The organism is Helicobacter monodelphidis, from assembly GCF_003288845.1.
GTDB lineage: Bacteria > Campylobacterota > Campylobacteria > Campylobacterales > Helicobacteraceae > NHYN01.
Genome location: NZ_NHYN01000016.1, coordinates 26,639 through 42,245, shown reverse-complemented (window position 1 = coordinate 42,245; position 15,607 = coordinate 26,639). Strand labels below are relative to the sequence as shown.

Genomic DNA, 15,607 nt, shown 5'->3' with positions numbered 1-15,607 from the left:
CCTATAAACACGCAATTTAAACAAAAAAACACCCTTAAAAATTCAAATTTTTAAAAATCTCATTCAAAATTTTAAAACCAAAATACCACTTTGATTTTACCCGCAAATGAATACGCTAGAAAAACCTTAAACGAAAGCACTGATATAGGACTTGCTATGGATACACTATTGACACTAAAAGTAAATCTTTTATTTTACATAAAATACATACCCTGTATTTTTACTTTTTGAGACAATCAAACACTTTCTAAAAAATCATCTTATTTATTTTTAAGTTTTAAGATACAAATTCCACAACAAAGTAAACTAATTATCTACTATATGGCAGGAAGGTGGAAGAATCGAACTCCCCAACAGCCAGACACCTAGCCACTCAATAGGTTTGAAGCCTACGGTGTTCACCAGAAACACATACCCTCCACTTAAATCAATCTACCAAATATTTAGCCTTTGACAAGCCATCTCACTACCCAAATCACAAGCACGAATAAAATAATCCTTTGCTTTCTTAGCATCTGCTGGTATACCCGACTTATCAGTCCCGTAAAAAAAATGCCCCATCATTAGACAACCATCAGCATACCCTAAACTACAACTTAAATCACTATATTCGAAAGACTTTTGAAAATCCTGCTTTAAGTCTTTACCTTCGTAATATAAATACCCAATATATGCACAAGCCCAAGATTCTTTTAAAGCACAAGCCTTTTCATAAAACAAGATTGCAGTCTGCATATCTACTTCAACACCCCTACCATCTTGATAAAGCATTCCTAAAAAAGAGCAACCATACGCACTTTTTCCACTCATACACGCTTTTTCCAAATATAAATGTGCCTTGCCATTATCTCTTGCAAACCCATTGCTTCCCTCAAAATAGGATATACCAACAAATTCACAATCGGTAATATTACCCGCATTACAAGATTGAATCTCTTTAATCTCTGATGCCAACAACACGCCGACACAGAAGATAATAGAAGCAACAATACGCACAGCAACAACCTTTCTTGAAAACAATAACTATCAAGAGGAGAGGAAGAAAAAGCTTCCTCTTCCTCTAAAAAGTGCTAATTAGTCGTTTTCAGTGGCGATTCTACAACCTTCCTACCATCAATCGTGTAAGGAATCAAAGCCATCTGCCTTGCCCTCTTAATTGCTACCTCAACCCTTTCTTGCCATTTTTTAGAATTACCGGTCAACCGACGAGGCATAATCTTATACCTTTCAGATAAAGAATGCTTTAAAAGATCCACATCCTTATAATCTAAGAAGTCGATCTTTAACTCTGTATAACGACAATACCGTTTTGAATATCTTTTTTTATCAGCCATTGTTATTTCCTTATTTTAGAATGGGACATCATCATCATTAATGTCAATTTCGGGAATCTTAGATTCCGTATAGGCTTCCTTTTTTTGTTGCGTTTGAGATTGGTTTTGCTGTTGTACATAATTTGCATTCCCCGTTTGATAAGAGGTGCTATTATAATTATTTTGTGGGTAAGAATTCCCACTATAATTACTGCCAGCATCATAACCGCCGACATATGCTCCACCATCTTCTGGTGTCTGACGTCCATCTAGCATTTGCATAGAATCTGCAACCACCACATGCCTAGAACGTTTCTGTCCACTTTGGTCTGTCCAACTCTCATACACTAACCTACCCTCAATTAGGACCTTTGACCCCTTTTTGAGGTATTGGTTCGCCACCTCAGCCGTTCTCCCAAAAAGATTCACATCAATAAAACATACTTCATCACTAGGAGTACCATCTTGTCGTTTATAACGTCTATTTGTTGCCAAACCAATCTTAGCCAACGCACTGCCACTAGGCAGATAACGCAATTCCACATCTCGTGTCAAATTTCCTAGTAATACAATACGATTATACATCTCTGAATCCTTTTAATATCAACACTAGACAGCCTCAGCTTTAGGATTTTCTTTTGAATCTCCCTTAGGACGTTTTGCACGTTCTACAAGATCTGCCCACGCTTTTTGCTCCTTCTTGTTCTCATACTTAATAACAATAAAACGCAAAATATCTTCACTGATACGATAAAGCCTTTCAAGTTCCAAAATAAGTGCGGGAGGGGCTTTAAAATAAACTACATAATAATAACCTCGCTTATTTTTTTTAATCTCATAAGCAAGATTACGCATACCCATATCCAGGGTTGCCACATTCTCACCACCATTTTTACTGATAGCTTCTTTAAAAAAGTCAATCTTCGCCACAATCTCCTCTGGCGTGAGTGTAGGCTTTACAATAAACATTGTCTCATAATGTTTCATAAAAACTCCTTATGGTTTTCGCCCTTTTTCAAAAAAGAGCAAGGTAGAAACCGCCATAGTATCAAAAAATAGCTTGAATTTCAATTAAACAACACAATAGCTCTCTTTCCGTATGGCTATCTCTTTGCAAAAGATTCAAAAAACTTTTTTGCAAAACTTCAAAAATTTTCCTATACTGCATTTCACTTAATCGCAATGATAAATGGCTATATTGTTGTTCAATCTGGATGGGTGGTCGAAAACCCAAAATTTCTAAAAAATTTACCTCACCATGCACTCTACCATAAGAATAAGTTAAAAATAAACGCATAAAAAATACTTCAATTCCAACAATAATACTTCTTCCACTCTCACCTTCTTCTAATAGATGCTGTAAAATTGTCAAAGTATTTTCTTTCTGGAATAATGCTAAACATAAATCCTCTATACTCCAACTTGCTACACCATAAATAAGATGGTGAATATCTTGTGCCTCAATTCTTCTTTGCAAGGTGGACAATTTGGCTAAATCACTATAAATAATGCTTAAATCACCGTTTTGTAAGTGAAAAATCTCCATCAAAAAGCGATCCTCAATCAACAAATTTAATTCTTGGCTCATCTCCCTCAAAATCACCATACTTTCCTTAGGGTTAGGCTGAAAAAATCGAACACTAATCCCGCTATGTCCGCTAAACACTTGTTCCATCTCACGACAATCATTGGCATAAAGCTTAGAGTCTCGATTCTCTGCATGGTAGAATGCAAAAATAAAAAAACTCTGAGAATTTTTCTGTTGCTTTGCAAGAATTTCAGTTAATTCCTTTTTGGGAATCTTATGCTCTAATTTTAAAATGACTATGGAACGCGAACAAAACAAAGATTGTGTCCCTAAAAGCATCTGTAATTTTTTTGCCCCACTCTCATTAGAATCCTTAGAAGTTGAATATTCATCAAAATAAATGCGACTTAATTCTTCCTCTTCAGGTTGCAAAATTCTAAAAATTTTCTTGATATAATAATCAATAAGAAAAGTGCTATCGCCATAAAGGAGAATCGCCTGGGGAATCTTTTGCTTTGATAAAAATTTATTTTCAAATTCATTACGATACATAATTAAAATTTCCTTTTGCTACCTCGCAAAAAATTTTTGCTTGGCATAAATCAACTTGGGAGATTTTAACTTTCACTTTTTGATAAAATTCCAAATTATCGCCTTCAATCAGCAATCTTGCACCATAAATATCAGAACATGCCCGCCCTAAAATTGGATAATGTTCATCGATAACAATTGCATCAAGAATCCTGCCGATATTTTTCATAGCCCATCGTGCATAAATTCTATCCTTGAAATCAATTTCCACCTTTGCGTTCTCTTTTTCAAGCTGATTCACCTCATCACAAATCGCATTCAATTCTTGCTGGAGATAATGCTTACTTTTATGATCAACATTTTTTAAGAGGCGATGAACACATAAATCTACATAACGACGAATTGGGGAAGTGAAATGTGTGTAACATTCAAAACCTAAACCAAAATGTCCCTGATTTTCCGATGTATATTCTGCATTAGATTGAGATTTAATCATTAATCGACTAATCTCTTTTTCTTGTTGCCTTTTGCGAGCAGCCTTTTGCAATGCCAAAAATTGCTTATGTAAATCTTTTTTAGGAATAGTATATTCTAAGGTTCTTAAAAAACTAAAAAGTTCTTGAATTCTATCTTTTTTAGGGGGTTTATGAGAACGATAAATACCTAAGGGTAGAAATTCCTGCAATCGTTTAGCACTTAAAAGGTTTGCAAGCAACATCGCTTCTTCGACAAGTTCATGCGATGGGCTAGAAATTTCAAGCTTTATATCTTGAATTTCAAAATCCGCATTCAAGGATATTCTCTCTTCTTCGCTATAAAAATCATATCCAAATTCTAAACGTTTTTTGCGTATTTTTTGCATCTGTTTAAAAAGAGACAGAATCATAGGAGCTAAAAATTCTTCTTGTGATTCTTGTTCTGGTGGAGATTTAAGAATTTTATCCACTTCGGTATAAGTGAAACGACGTTGAGAACAAATAAAGGCTTCAAATAAATGAGAATCAAGTATTTTTGCACAACCTCTATGCAAACGAATTTTCCACACATATGCAAGACGAGATTCAAAGGGCTTGAGAGAGCATAAATTTTCACTTAATTGGTGTGGAAGCATAGGAATACTTTTATGTGGCAAATAAATGGAGAATCCACGTTTTCTAGCTTCCTTGTCCAAAGCCGAATACATCGCCACATACGCACTTACATCGGCAATTGCAACATACAATTCAGCATTTTTAGAATCATAAAAAATTGCATCATCAAAATCCTTTGCAGTTTCTGGATCGATTGTGCAAAAAGGTAAATGGCGTAAATCTACACGATTAGGATACAAAGAAATATCAACTTCACTCCCAAAACTTTCGGATTCTTGCAAAACAGAGGCACTAAATTCTTCTTGCTTATGATAAAGATTTAAAGAAATTTTTTCATCTATTCTCGGATTATCTAAAGTACCTAAAACTTCAACAATTTGAGATTTTTGTAATAAAAAAATTGTCCCATCTGGTAGGGTTTTCAAAGCTTTTTCCCTAACCCCACTTTTCAATAGGCGATGGGTTTGAAAATCAAAAATCTTAGGCACACCCTTTATAAAGGCAAGATAAGCAATTCTTTGTACATTTTGCTCTTTTAAAACACTAAGAACCTTGTAACCCTTTGCTTTTTTAAATACTAAAACCCAATCACCGTCATTACATTCATCTGCAAAAATAGAATATTTAGTTGCATTACCGGGTATTTTTAAAAAAGTCCCCCTTTTTTCTTTCCGAATCTGCCCTAAAATAAATTTTTCTTTCAAAAAATAACGTTGGTGGCGAATCTCCAATACTTTAAATTCAAGAAGCATTTGGGCATACTTCGACAACCGTACATCACGCAATTGAATACCCTTACGCAATGACCAGTAAAAGCCAAACATTCTAGTCCTTAAGAAGCAATTTTTTGTATGTCAATAGCTCCTCTTTAAAAATCTTCATATTCAATTGTCCATCAATTAGAAACATTTCCACTGACTTTAATTGCTCACTCTGGCATTGAGCATAAGGAGTAATCACTCTCTGCAAAATGGCTAAGGGGTAACAATAACGCCATAACGATTTAGGTGCTTTCTGGGGATATTCTGTAAAAAAAATCGTTTGCACTAAGGATTCATCAAAATTCCAATATTCAAACAGAGCTGAAGCTGCTTCATAAGAACTTATTTTTAAAAAATCTCTTTCTATTTTTGTAATATTCTTAAAATCATTTTTCTTTAATTCTTCTTTAAATGCATCTGCCTGCCCAGTTTCTATCAAGACAGTACTAAGAACAATCATTCCAATCTCAAGTAAAAAGGAAGCTGGTGCTAAAATATCTAAAAGTTGCTTATCAATGCGACTCATCCAACGCACCATGAAAGCATTTTGCTCAGAAGCAATGCGTAAAAACTCGCGATCCGTCAAAAAATACGGCGAAAGGTCAATACGCATACGGCTTTTTACTGCAGCAACAATCGCAAAACCCTTCACCGTACTCATTCCAAACAAAGAAACTGCTTGTGCAATACTTGTTACCTCCCGCGAAAAGCCATATAAAGGAGAATTAGCGGCACGCAGGAGATTAGCGGTTAGGATAGGGTCTGTTTCAACAATTTTAATCACATCACTGATACTTGAATGAGGATTACTACACACTCGCTGGATTTTATGGACAGCATCTGGAATCATTGGAAGATTCTTAATACTCTTAACAATCTCGTTGTTAACTTCATCATTCATCTGCATTTACTTCCTTAACCTAAGCTTCAATTATTATCCTCTTGAAGCTTAGCCATTTATTGTTTTATGCCCAACTCTCTTATTCACATAAATAAAAGGGAATCCTACCATAAAAAAAGCAAATTTTGCACATATTATTACAAATTTTAAGACAATAAATTATTAAAGCAATTAAAATGCGTATCTCCCCTCAATAAAATAATGACGTCCATCGGCTGGTGTATATGCATCTAAAGAAGCATTTTGGTAGCTATAATACCGTTCATCAAATAAATTCCTAACTCCAGCGGATACCTTAAAATGGTTTTTTGTTGTGTAAGTTACACCCACATCAGCCAAAAAGTAAGGATCTACCGGATTGTGTCCTGAGTCTGTAGATTTTCCATAAAAGGAAAAATCAGCATAAGGTAGAAAGGAATTAATGGCATAAGAGACACCAATTGTCGCCTTATATTGTGGAACCATCGGTACTTTTTTACCCTTATTCACCCCTGAAAGAACAGATGCATCAATATAGGTTAATGTCTCTTTTAGAGTTAGAGCTTGATTAATTAAAGATTGTGCAAGAGATAATTCAGCACCTAAGCGACGCGTTTTATCTAAATTCGTATAACTCCAAAAAAATCCATTGTGATCAAAAATACTCCCTGCTTGCTCCCAGTAAATTTCATTATTCGTGTCTGTCCAATATAAACTCAATGCAATTTCACTTCCCAGCAAATAATCATTCATTCCAATCTCGTAAGTATCATACACTTCATCTTTGAGATTATTAACATAATAAACACTCTGCTCACTCTTATTGATAAAATTGGAAGGACCAGGCGATAAATAACCTCTTTCATATTTCAAATATACATTTCCTGTATCTGAATATGAGAAAGTTGGAGTAACTTCAATGGCGTAATTTGAAGTTGTTTTATCATCAAAATCATAATTTAAAACTCCTGAACTTGTTTGTTTTCCACTATAGTTTGCAAATTCATAACGCGTACCCATCAACAAGGAAAATAAAGAATTGAAACGATGTTTTTCAAGAGCAAATACAGAATGTGTATCTTTCATAAAATGCGTTGTAATTGTTCTCTTAGCGTCTTGATGAGAATAATCATAACCTGCAATAAAATAAGAGCCTTCAGCGTATGCAATGCGTCCTTTTAGTGTTCCGCCGATATTTTCTTCCCTGAATCCAGTAGAGCGGGCATTTTTCCAAAATGCAAGCGCATTTAAAGTTAGCAAATCATTGACTTGATTTTCATAATTTGCAGCAGTCAAATTATAACTCATAAAACCCTCAGACATAGGCTTAGAACCCTTTTGTTTAGGATTATCTAGGGCTTCTTGAAGGGTTAATGTATTTGCTTCCAAATAATCTAAACTATAGTGGTCGTAAGAAACCTGCAAACTTTGTTGTTCACTAAACTGAATGCGTGTTTTTAGACTTGTATACAAACCATTCTCATGAGAATCATCACGATATTTATTGCGTTCAGAGGCATTTATCGAACCCTGAATATTCAAAATATCTCCAATATTCTTGCTTACGCCTAAAGCAACTTCCCCACCATAACCTTTTTTGCGCTCATACATTCCACCTTTAAGTGCAAAATTCACCGAATCTCTAAATCCTTTTTTTGTAATCACATTAATCACTCCTCCACGCGTTCCATTTCCGTATAAAACTGAACCACCACCAGGAATAATCTCAATACGTTCTACAGATTCTAAATCAATCGCTTTAAGTGGAGTAGCTCCGTGTGCTAAATCCAAAGCATTCAAACTCACGCCATCAACCATCACCTTAACTGCCGAATTCGCCCTATCACCCTGCCCTCTCAAATCAATGCTTGCACCGCCACCTTTATCCGTAAAAGTAATACCCATCATATTTGAAAATGCTTGTTCAATATTTTGGTATCCTTTGCTAACAATCTCTTCCTTTGTTACAACAACCACATTCCTTGCCTCCGTATCCGCCTCAATATTAAAACCTGTGGAGCTGAAAATCACATCTTGTATACGTTCAGCATCTTTAGCATAAGCCTCCCCACCAATCAACAATACTGATAGAATATAGGAAAAATAGGTTTTTTGCATAATGACTCCTTATAATTTTAATAATGAATATTATTATAATAAAACTTTCAAAAAACTTAAACTAATAAAGATAATTTTTCCTATTATTTAAAATTATCTTTATCCATAAAACACATAATTGCAGGTGTTTTGAAACTTTAATAAAGGATATGCTAGAATCCCTACAATTTATTATGAGGACTCTTAATGATACATAGAATGTATTCTCATCTCCTATTTTGTGTTATTGTCACCTTTATTGTTGGCTGTAGCATTACGCAACCCCAAACACAGGAAACCCAAGAATTTGAAAAAGTTGCTTATTCTGTGCAGGTAGGAAGTTTCATAAAGGCAGACAATGCATGGAAATTTGTCGATAAACTTAATAGTTATGGACTTGATGCCTTCTTATTCAAAAGTAAGAGAACCTACAAAGTACGTTTTGGTGATTATGCAACAAAACAAGAGGCTATTAAAAAAGCAAAAGAATTCCAAAAACGCGGATTCTTTGAAGAATTTTTTATCGTTGCACCACAAGACTTAGCTATCAATCGACGAACCAAAAAAAATCCAAACCAAATCCGTGAAGATATTTCTGAAAGCACCTATGGCTATATCGGTGTACCTTATAAATGGGGTGGAGTAACAGAATCAGGATTTGATTGTAGTGGCTTAACACACACAGTTTATCGATTGAATGGAATTTCTATCCCACGCACTTCAATCGAACAATACAAAGCAGGCAAATCAGTTGCAAAAAAGAATTTAAAAAAAGGAGACCTTGTATTCTTTGCAACCAAACGTCGACGCATTAATCATGTGGGCATTTATGTTGGCAACGACAAGTTCATTCATGCCCCAAGTAGGGGAAAAACTGTGCGAGAAGCAAATTTAAATTCTAAATATTGGACACGCGTGTATCGTGGTTCGCGTCAATTCTTATAATCTTGCGTCACTCATGCTTTGAGGAAATAAACCTTTAATATCATAAAGAATGCCCTTTCTATCCCTAAAATCAAGATTCTTAAATTCCTGATGCCCTACAGCTAGAAGAATGCAATCATAATCTTTAACAGAAAATTGCTCAAAAGGTTCTAAAGTCTTTTGATACTCACGATAAACTTCTTTAGAATCTGCCCATGTATCAAATAAATTAACTTGACAGCCAAACTCTTCTAACTCATTAACCACATCAAACACCTTAGAATTTCGAATATCAGGACAATTCTCCTTAAAAGTTACACCCAAAATAGCAACTTTTGCAGATTGAATTTTATGCCCCTGCTTAATCATTAACTTAACTGCCTTTGAAGCGACTTTTGAAGCCATTGAGTCATTAATATGTCGTCCAGCAAGAATCACTTGAGAATGATAACCTAAGGATTCTGCTTTATGTGTAAGATAGTATGGATCAACACCGATACAATGCCCACCTACTAAGCCTGGTCGAAAGGGCAAAAAATTCCATTTACTCCCCGCTGCTTCTAACACACTCAATGTATCGATACCCAAACGTTCAAAAATTAAAGAAAGTTCATTTACAAAAGCGATATTAATATCTCTTTGAGAATTCTCTATTACCTTTGCAGCCTCTGCAACCTTAATTGAATCCGCTAAGTAAGTTCCAGCGGTAATAATAGAAGAATATAAAGCATTAATTTCCTCTGCAATTTTTGGAGTAGAACCACTCACAACTTTTTTAATACTTGGTAATCGATGCTGTTTATCGCCCGGATTAATGCGTTCAGGAGAATAACCGCAAAAAAAATCAACATTATACTTCAAGCCACTTTGTTCTAAAATAGGCACGCAATCATCTTCTGTACAACCGGGATATACAGTACTTTCATAAATGACAATATCTCCTTTTTTTAATACTTGTGCAATACTCTTTGAAGCACTAAGAATTGGGCGCAAATCAGGTTTATTGTAACGGTCAATCGGCGTTGGTACAGTAACAATATAAATTTGTGCATTCTTAATTTCTTCCAAAGAGGTTACAAATGTAAGTTGAGTCGCATGCTTCAATTCCTCTGTGCTACACTCCAAAGTAGAATCAATACCTTTCTTAAGTTCCTCAATCCGCTCTGTTTTAATATCAAAACCTTTTGTTGGGTAATGTTTTCCAAATTCTACCGCAAGAGGAAGCCCAACATAACCAAGCCCAACAACGGCAATTTCTTTTTTTGACATAAAAATCTCCTCAATAATGAAATTTAAATGTTATTTTAATCCATACCTTATTTAAAATATTTTAAAATCTATTGTTTTCTACAATCTGTGATGATTTTACATTTATTAAGATTAGATAAAGGAGAATCCATTGTTTCAAAAACTCTCTGTACTTTTATCACCTCAAGATAAAAAAAGAATCGCTCTTTTGTTTGTATTTTCTATCGTTGTCTCGATTATTGAAATGGTAGGCGTTTCTGCGATTATGCCCTTTATTATGGTTTCTACAGATTTTGGTGTTTTGGAAACAAATCCATATTTTCGATGGGTATATCAATTTTTAGGTTGCGAATCTCCTAAAAATTTTATTTTATTATTCGGTGTTGCCTTACTTTTTTTCTATATTTTTAGAAGTCTTATTAATCTCTCATATCAATATGGCTTAGCAAAACTTTCTTATGGCACATACCATGAACTCGCTCAACAACTTTTTAAATGCTATCTGGGCTTAAGCTTTAAAACCTTTACAAGCAAGAATTCTGCCGCTCTCTCAAAAACAATCATTAATGAAGCCTCCAATTTCACAATCCTGCTGGGTGCTGTTTTATTTATGTTTTCTGAAATTATTGTTGTGATTCTTATTTATGGTTTATTAATTTTTGTAGATTACACCATTACGCTTTCTCTTACTATCCTTCTTGCCGTTACCGCCCTCATTATTAGTGGAAGATTCTCAAAAATCATTAAAAAAGAAGGTCAGGAAAGAGAAAAAAATCAAAAAGTTTTCTATGAAATCCTTAACTCTAGTTTTGGAAACTTTAAACTCATTAAATTGCAAAGTATTGCATCACCAGTTATGGATAGATTCTTGGAAGTTTCGTACAAAGTTGCTCGTGCAAATATCATTCACCGCACACTTTTACATATTCCTCGTTTAATGCTAGAAGCCGTAGGATTCTCTATTATGGTTTTAATTGTCTCCTATCTTGTTTATACAAAAGATGGTGATGTTAAAACCTTTCTACCACTACTTTCCACCTATGTTTTAGCACTCTATCGCCTATTGCCTTCTATTAATAGAATTTTAGATAGCTATAACTATATTTTATTTTACCATAAATCTTTAGAGGTTGTTTATGAAGATTTACAGATGCCAATTCAAGATTTAGGTAATGAAAAATTAAACTTTCAGCAAAATATTGAATTAAAGGGGGTAAATTTTTCATATACATCTAGTAAACCTTTATTTGAAAACCTTTCTTTAAACATCCAAAAAGGTAAAAGAATTGCCTTCATCGGTGAAAGTGGTGGTGGCAAAAGTACACTCGTAGATATTATCATTGGCTTGTATCGCCCACAAACAGGCGAAGTATGTATTGATTCTACACCCTTAACACTTCAAAACATTAAATCATGGCGTTCTAAGGTAGGCTATATTCCTCAAAATGTCTATCTTTTTGATGGAAGCGTTGCAGAAAATGTTGTTTTTGGACGCGAATACAACGAAGAAAGAATCGTCGATGTTTTAAAACAGGCAGGAATCTATGAAATGCTACTCCAAAAAGAGGGCATAGAAACACAAGTAGGGGAAGGAGGAATCTTATTCAGCGGAGGACAAAAACAAAGAGTTGCTATTGCACGTGCACTATACGCGGACCCAGAAATTCTTGTTTTAGATGAAGCAACGAGTGCACTTGATATACAAACAGAATCAAAAATTATGGAAAGCATTTATGCAGTCAGTCAACATAAAACATTACTCATTATTGCACATCGCTTAAGTACAATCGAACAATGCGACCACATCTATAAGCTTGAAAATGGTAGAATCCTACAGGAAAGATAAGAAAGGAGAATAATGAAAAAAAATATCAAGAATAATGATAAAATTCTAAATAAAATTATTTCTCTTATCTTTATTTTTTTGGTATCTATAGGGGTAATAGCACTCTTTATTGGGCTTTATAAAAACTATTTTCAGTCTGTAGACATTATTCAAGTCTCTCAAAATGAACTCTCACGGGCTATTTATGACGAAGCAAAAATATTAGACAAACAAACACAGCAAGAGATTCTTTCCTTAAATCAAGAATTCTCTAAAAAAAATATTCACTTCACCATCCTTACAATCCCCTCACTAAAAGGTGCACTAATTAATCGTTATGCTACTCTATTTATGGAAAATCTTAAGAATCAGACCCCACAAATGTCTCATATCCTCATTATTTTAGCTATTCAAGAAAAACAGATTTTTATTCACCCTTCAGAGTCTTTACAAGCTATTTTAGGAAGTACAGAAGTTTTTGCACTGATTGATAAAGAACATCACTTCATTGAACAATCGCTCTATCAAAAAGCAATTCTCACAGCACTTGAGGGTGCTGCATATGAGGTTGCAAATTTTTATCAAATAGAATCTCTTAAGAATAACTTGCAACAATCAGCTATCACAACAATAGAAAGAGAAGTAGCCACAGAACATAACTCTATTATCGAAGCTTTATTGAAAGTTTTGATTATTCTAGCCATTGCTATTTTATTTATTCGTTTTGATTCGAGGAAGGAGATTGAATGAGATTATTTTTTATCATTATTTTATTATTGCAATTTATTTGGGCTTTTGATTTTAGCCCATCAAAACAAGGAAAAAGCTTTGCTGCATTAAATGTTGGCTACACCCATGTTTTTACACAAAGTAAAACCACTGATGCCATCAACCCTTTTAATCCTTACAAAAATGATAGAGGGGCAGCTTATTTTGCTGTTAAACGCGGATTGGCGGTGGGCGACTCACAAAACTTACTGCTTTTTTTCTATCTCGATGGTTCAGCGGGTGCAAATCATCGCAAAGGACTATATAGCGTTTCAGGAGGGATAGGCAGTGGATACCGTTTATGGAATGGGCGTATCATCCCGTCAATCAGCGTTGGATACGAAGGAATGAATATCGCTATTCCCTACTTTACAACTGAACAATATAACCTTTACAGTGTGGTTGGAAATGGCGGAATTTTTATTGATATTGCTCATGGTTTTGGCTTAGAGTTAGGCTATCGTCGAGCTTTCAACCAAATTGGAAAAAATATTGAACAAGTAAAGTTTTATAATGACCGCTTCACAATTTCTTTTGCATTCTATGATTTTACACTTTAAGAGGTAAAAGATGGTTCTCATTGTAGGTGGGGCAGGTTATGTCGGCTCTCATCTCCATGCTCTGCTATGTACAAGAAGAGAAGATGTTCTCGTTTTAGACAACTTAGTTTGCAGACACAAAGAATCCTTAACCTTAGAACCTATCCATCAAGAAATGAATGAGGAATGCAGACGACTTCAACATCATTCTCATTTTATTTAAGCAGATTTAGCAGATATATCCTCCTATCAGATATGTTATTCTACGCTATTTTAATCAGCTGGGGCAAGCTCACATTCAATGTCGGTGAATCCCATCCCCATGAAATTCATCTTATTCCGCTTATTTTACAGACAGCCCTTAAGTAGAGAGAATTCATTGATATTTTTGGTTTAGATTATCTTACGCACGACGGTTCTTGTATTCATGAATTATATTCATGTTTTACGTCAAGCCGATTAGGTGGTCCTGCCACCTTAATTGGAAATGTGGAAAAAGCAAAAAAGGTACTTAGTTGGACTCCACAACATAGCAACATTAGAACAATTATTACAAATACCTATCGTTGAAATAAATAAACAAGACACTAAAATCATATTCACATGCAAGCAGAAACCTTCTAAAATTGTTTCAGTTTTTCTCTTTTTCATTTTTTTGTCCTTCGAATTCTTTTTTTTTAAACTTGAGTTCAGCAAAAAACTTACAAAATTATAGAAGTCGATTTGTCACAGCAAAGAGATAATTCATAGTAAAAGGATAAACAAATGGGAACGGTTACACTCATTAACAATGAAACAGGGGAGAAGTTCGAGTTTGATTTAATTGATTGCAAAAGAGGTCCAAAAGCGATTGATTTTTCAAAGCTTTTTGAAACTGCGGGAATTTTTTCCTATGACCCGGGTTATGGATCTACTGCAGGTTGCAAAAGTACCGTTAGTTATATTAACGGCAAAGAAGGACAACTCCTCTACAAGGGTATTCCGATTCAAGAAATTGTTGAAAAATATAACTTCACTGATGTCGCCAAACTCCTCATCACAGGAGAAGCACCAAAAGATAAGGCAGAATCAGAAGCATTTGACTTAGAATTACGTCATCGCAGTTTTTTACATGAGGGTTTGATTAATATTTTCAGTGCATTTCCGGATAATGCACATCCAATGGCAAATCTAAGTTCTGCAGTTGCGGCTTTATCAACATTCCATTTTGATCACAAGGAAATGGAAGAAGAGAATGACTACCAAACGATGGCACGTCGTATTATTGCAAAAATCACAACACTTGTTGCATTTTCTTACCGCAATGCCATTGGAGCACCTTTTATTTATCCCGATGTCTCACGCAACTATGTTGAAAATTTTCTCTATATGTTGCGTGCATATCCCGGTGGACACCTAAAGCATACTTTGAAGGGTGAGGAAGAAATTACAGACTTAGAAGTTGAGGCAATGAATAAAATTTTTGTTCTTCATGCAGACCATGGACAAAATGCCTCAACAACGACTGTTCGCAATGTTGCTTCAACAGGTGTTCACCCCTATGCAGCAATTTCAGCAGGAATTAATGCTTTGTGGGGACCAGCACATGGCGGGGCAAACGAAAAAGTTTTAGTGCAACTCAACGAAATTGGTGATGTGAAAAATGTTAATAAGTTTATTGAACGTGTAAAAGATAAAAGTGATCCATTCCGCCTTATGGGCTTTGGACATCGTGTCTATAAAAGCTATGACCCGCGTGCAAAAGCTATCAAAAACCTCAAAGATGAACTAAATAAAAAAGGAATTAAAATGAATCAGCGATTAAGCGAAATTGCTGAAAAACTTGAAGAAGTTGCCCTTTCTGATGATTATTTTATTCAAAGAGGCTTGTATCCGAATGTAGATTTTTATAGTGGTATTATTTTGACTGCATTAAAAATCCCTGTGCCTCTATTTACACCTATTTTTGTAATTGGAAGAATGCCAGGCTGGTGTGCACAGCTTTTAGAACATGTTAAGAATCCTCAAGCACGTATCACACGTCCACGACAAGTCTACATAGGTGATTAAAGATATAAATCTCTCTAAAAATAGCTAGATTACATAGAGAGAAATATAACACT

General features: G+C 34.7%; 15 protein-coding genes and 1 tRNA gene. 6 read left to right on the top strand and 10 right to left on the bottom strand.

Translation table 11 applies throughout. The features are described 5' to 3' along the window. Positions 1 to 322: 322 nt before the first annotated feature. The 9 genes from CCZ01_RS10440 to CCZ01_RS07365 form a co-directional block, all read right to left on the bottom strand. Positions 323 to 421, bottom strand: a tRNA-Sec gene (locus tag CCZ01_RS10440). Between the two features lie 11 nt (positions 422 to 432). Beyond that, positions 433 to 996 (bottom strand): tetratricopeptide repeat protein, encoded by a 564-nt coding sequence (locus CCZ01_RS07400; protein WP_181566363.1) that lies wholly within the window; start codon positions 994 to 996, stop codon positions 433 to 435. A gap of 74 nt (positions 997 to 1,070) precedes the next feature. Beyond that, entirely contained in the window at positions 1,071 to 1,334 is a 264-nt protein-coding gene (gene rpsR / locus CCZ01_RS07395; RefSeq protein ID WP_112052581.1) for a 30S ribosomal protein S18, read from the bottom strand. Between the two features lie 15 nt (positions 1,335 to 1,349). Beyond that, the gene (locus CCZ01_RS07390) at positions 1,350 to 1,898 is read right to left on the bottom strand and encodes a single-stranded DNA-binding protein (protein WP_112052580.1); all 549 of its coding nucleotides are present in this window, start codon (positions 1,896 to 1,898) and stop codon (positions 1,350 to 1,352) included. A 24-nt stretch (positions 1,899 to 1,922) separates the two neighbouring features. Beyond that, positions 1,923 to 2,300, bottom strand: coding sequence for a 30S ribosomal protein S6 (gene rpsF, locus CCZ01_RS07385; protein ID WP_112052579.1), 378 nt, complete (start codon positions 2,298 to 2,300; stop codon positions 1,923 to 1,925). Positions 2,301 to 2,361: 61 nt separating this feature from the next. Beyond that, positions 2,362 to 3,393: a hypothetical protein gene (locus CCZ01_RS07380; RefSeq protein WP_112052578.1), complete on the bottom strand. Its 1,032-nt coding sequence runs from the start codon at positions 3,391 to 3,393 to the stop codon at positions 2,362 to 2,364. Then, positions 3,383 to 5,287, bottom strand: coding sequence for an RNB domain-containing ribonuclease (locus tag CCZ01_RS07375; RefSeq protein ID WP_112052577.1), 1,905 nt, complete (start codon positions 5,285 to 5,287; stop codon positions 3,383 to 3,385). The genes CCZ01_RS07380 and CCZ01_RS07375 overlap by 11 nt, the downstream gene beginning before the upstream one ends. Position 5,288: 1 nt before the next feature. Beyond that, positions 5,289 to 6,125: an HDOD domain-containing protein gene (locus tag CCZ01_RS07370; RefSeq protein WP_181566362.1), complete on the bottom strand. Its 837-nt coding sequence runs from the start codon at positions 6,123 to 6,125 to the stop codon at positions 5,289 to 5,291. A 171-nt stretch (positions 6,126 to 6,296) separates the two neighbouring features. Continuing rightward, entirely contained in the window at positions 6,297 to 8,222 is a 1,926-nt protein-coding gene (locus tag CCZ01_RS07365; RefSeq protein ID WP_112052575.1) for a TonB-dependent receptor, read from the bottom strand. Positions 8,223 to 8,408: 186 nt separating this feature from the next. Between CCZ01_RS07365 and CCZ01_RS07360 the strand changes: the two genes are divergently transcribed. Continuing rightward, positions 8,409 to 9,146 (top strand): NlpC/P60 family protein, encoded by a 738-nt coding sequence (locus CCZ01_RS07360; protein ID WP_112052574.1) that lies wholly within the window; start codon positions 8,409 to 8,411, stop codon positions 9,144 to 9,146. Here the strand turns inward: CCZ01_RS07360 and CCZ01_RS07355 are convergent. Continuing rightward, on the bottom strand, positions 9,141 to 10,394 hold the full coding sequence (locus CCZ01_RS07355) for a nucleotide sugar dehydrogenase (RefSeq protein WP_112052573.1): 1,254 nt from the start codon (positions 10,392 to 10,394) through the stop codon (positions 9,141 to 9,143). The two genes, CCZ01_RS07360 and CCZ01_RS07355, sit on opposite strands and share 6 nt — an antisense overlap. A 130-nt stretch (positions 10,395 to 10,524) precedes the next feature. On the opposite strand from CCZ01_RS07355, the gene CCZ01_RS07350 reads away from it, so the two are divergent. The 5 genes from CCZ01_RS07350 to CCZ01_RS07330 all read left to right on the top strand — a co-directional run bounded on the left by CCZ01_RS07350 (position 10,525) and on the right by CCZ01_RS07330 (position 15,554). Beyond that, the gene (locus CCZ01_RS07350; RefSeq protein ID WP_112052572.1) at positions 10,525 to 12,219 is read left to right on the top strand and encodes an ABC transporter ATP-binding protein/permease; all 1,695 of its coding nucleotides are present in this window, start codon (positions 10,525 to 10,527) and stop codon (positions 12,217 to 12,219) included. A gap of 12 nt (positions 12,220 to 12,231) precedes the next feature. Beyond that, positions 12,232 to 12,948, top strand: a complete 717-nt coding sequence (locus CCZ01_RS07345) for a TPM domain-containing protein (RefSeq protein ID WP_112052571.1) — start codon at positions 12,232 to 12,234, stop codon at positions 12,946 to 12,948. Next, positions 12,945 to 13,526, top strand: coding sequence for a hypothetical protein (locus CCZ01_RS07340; protein WP_112052570.1), 582 nt, complete (start codon positions 12,945 to 12,947; stop codon positions 13,524 to 13,526). The genes CCZ01_RS07345 and CCZ01_RS07340 overlap by 4 nt, the downstream gene beginning before the upstream one ends. 10 nt (positions 13,527 to 13,536) lie before the next feature. Further along, on the top strand, positions 13,537 to 13,728 hold the full coding sequence (locus CCZ01_RS07335; RefSeq protein ID WP_112052569.1) for an NAD-dependent epimerase/dehydratase family protein: 192 nt from the start codon (positions 13,537 to 13,539) through the stop codon (positions 13,726 to 13,728). A 542-nt stretch (positions 13,729 to 14,270) separates the two neighbouring features. Then, on the top strand, positions 14,271 to 15,554 hold the full coding sequence (locus CCZ01_RS07330) for a citrate synthase (RefSeq protein WP_112052568.1): 1,284 nt from the start codon (positions 14,271 to 14,273) through the stop codon (positions 15,552 to 15,554). The last annotated feature ends 53 nt before the right edge of the window (positions 15,555 to 15,607 follow it).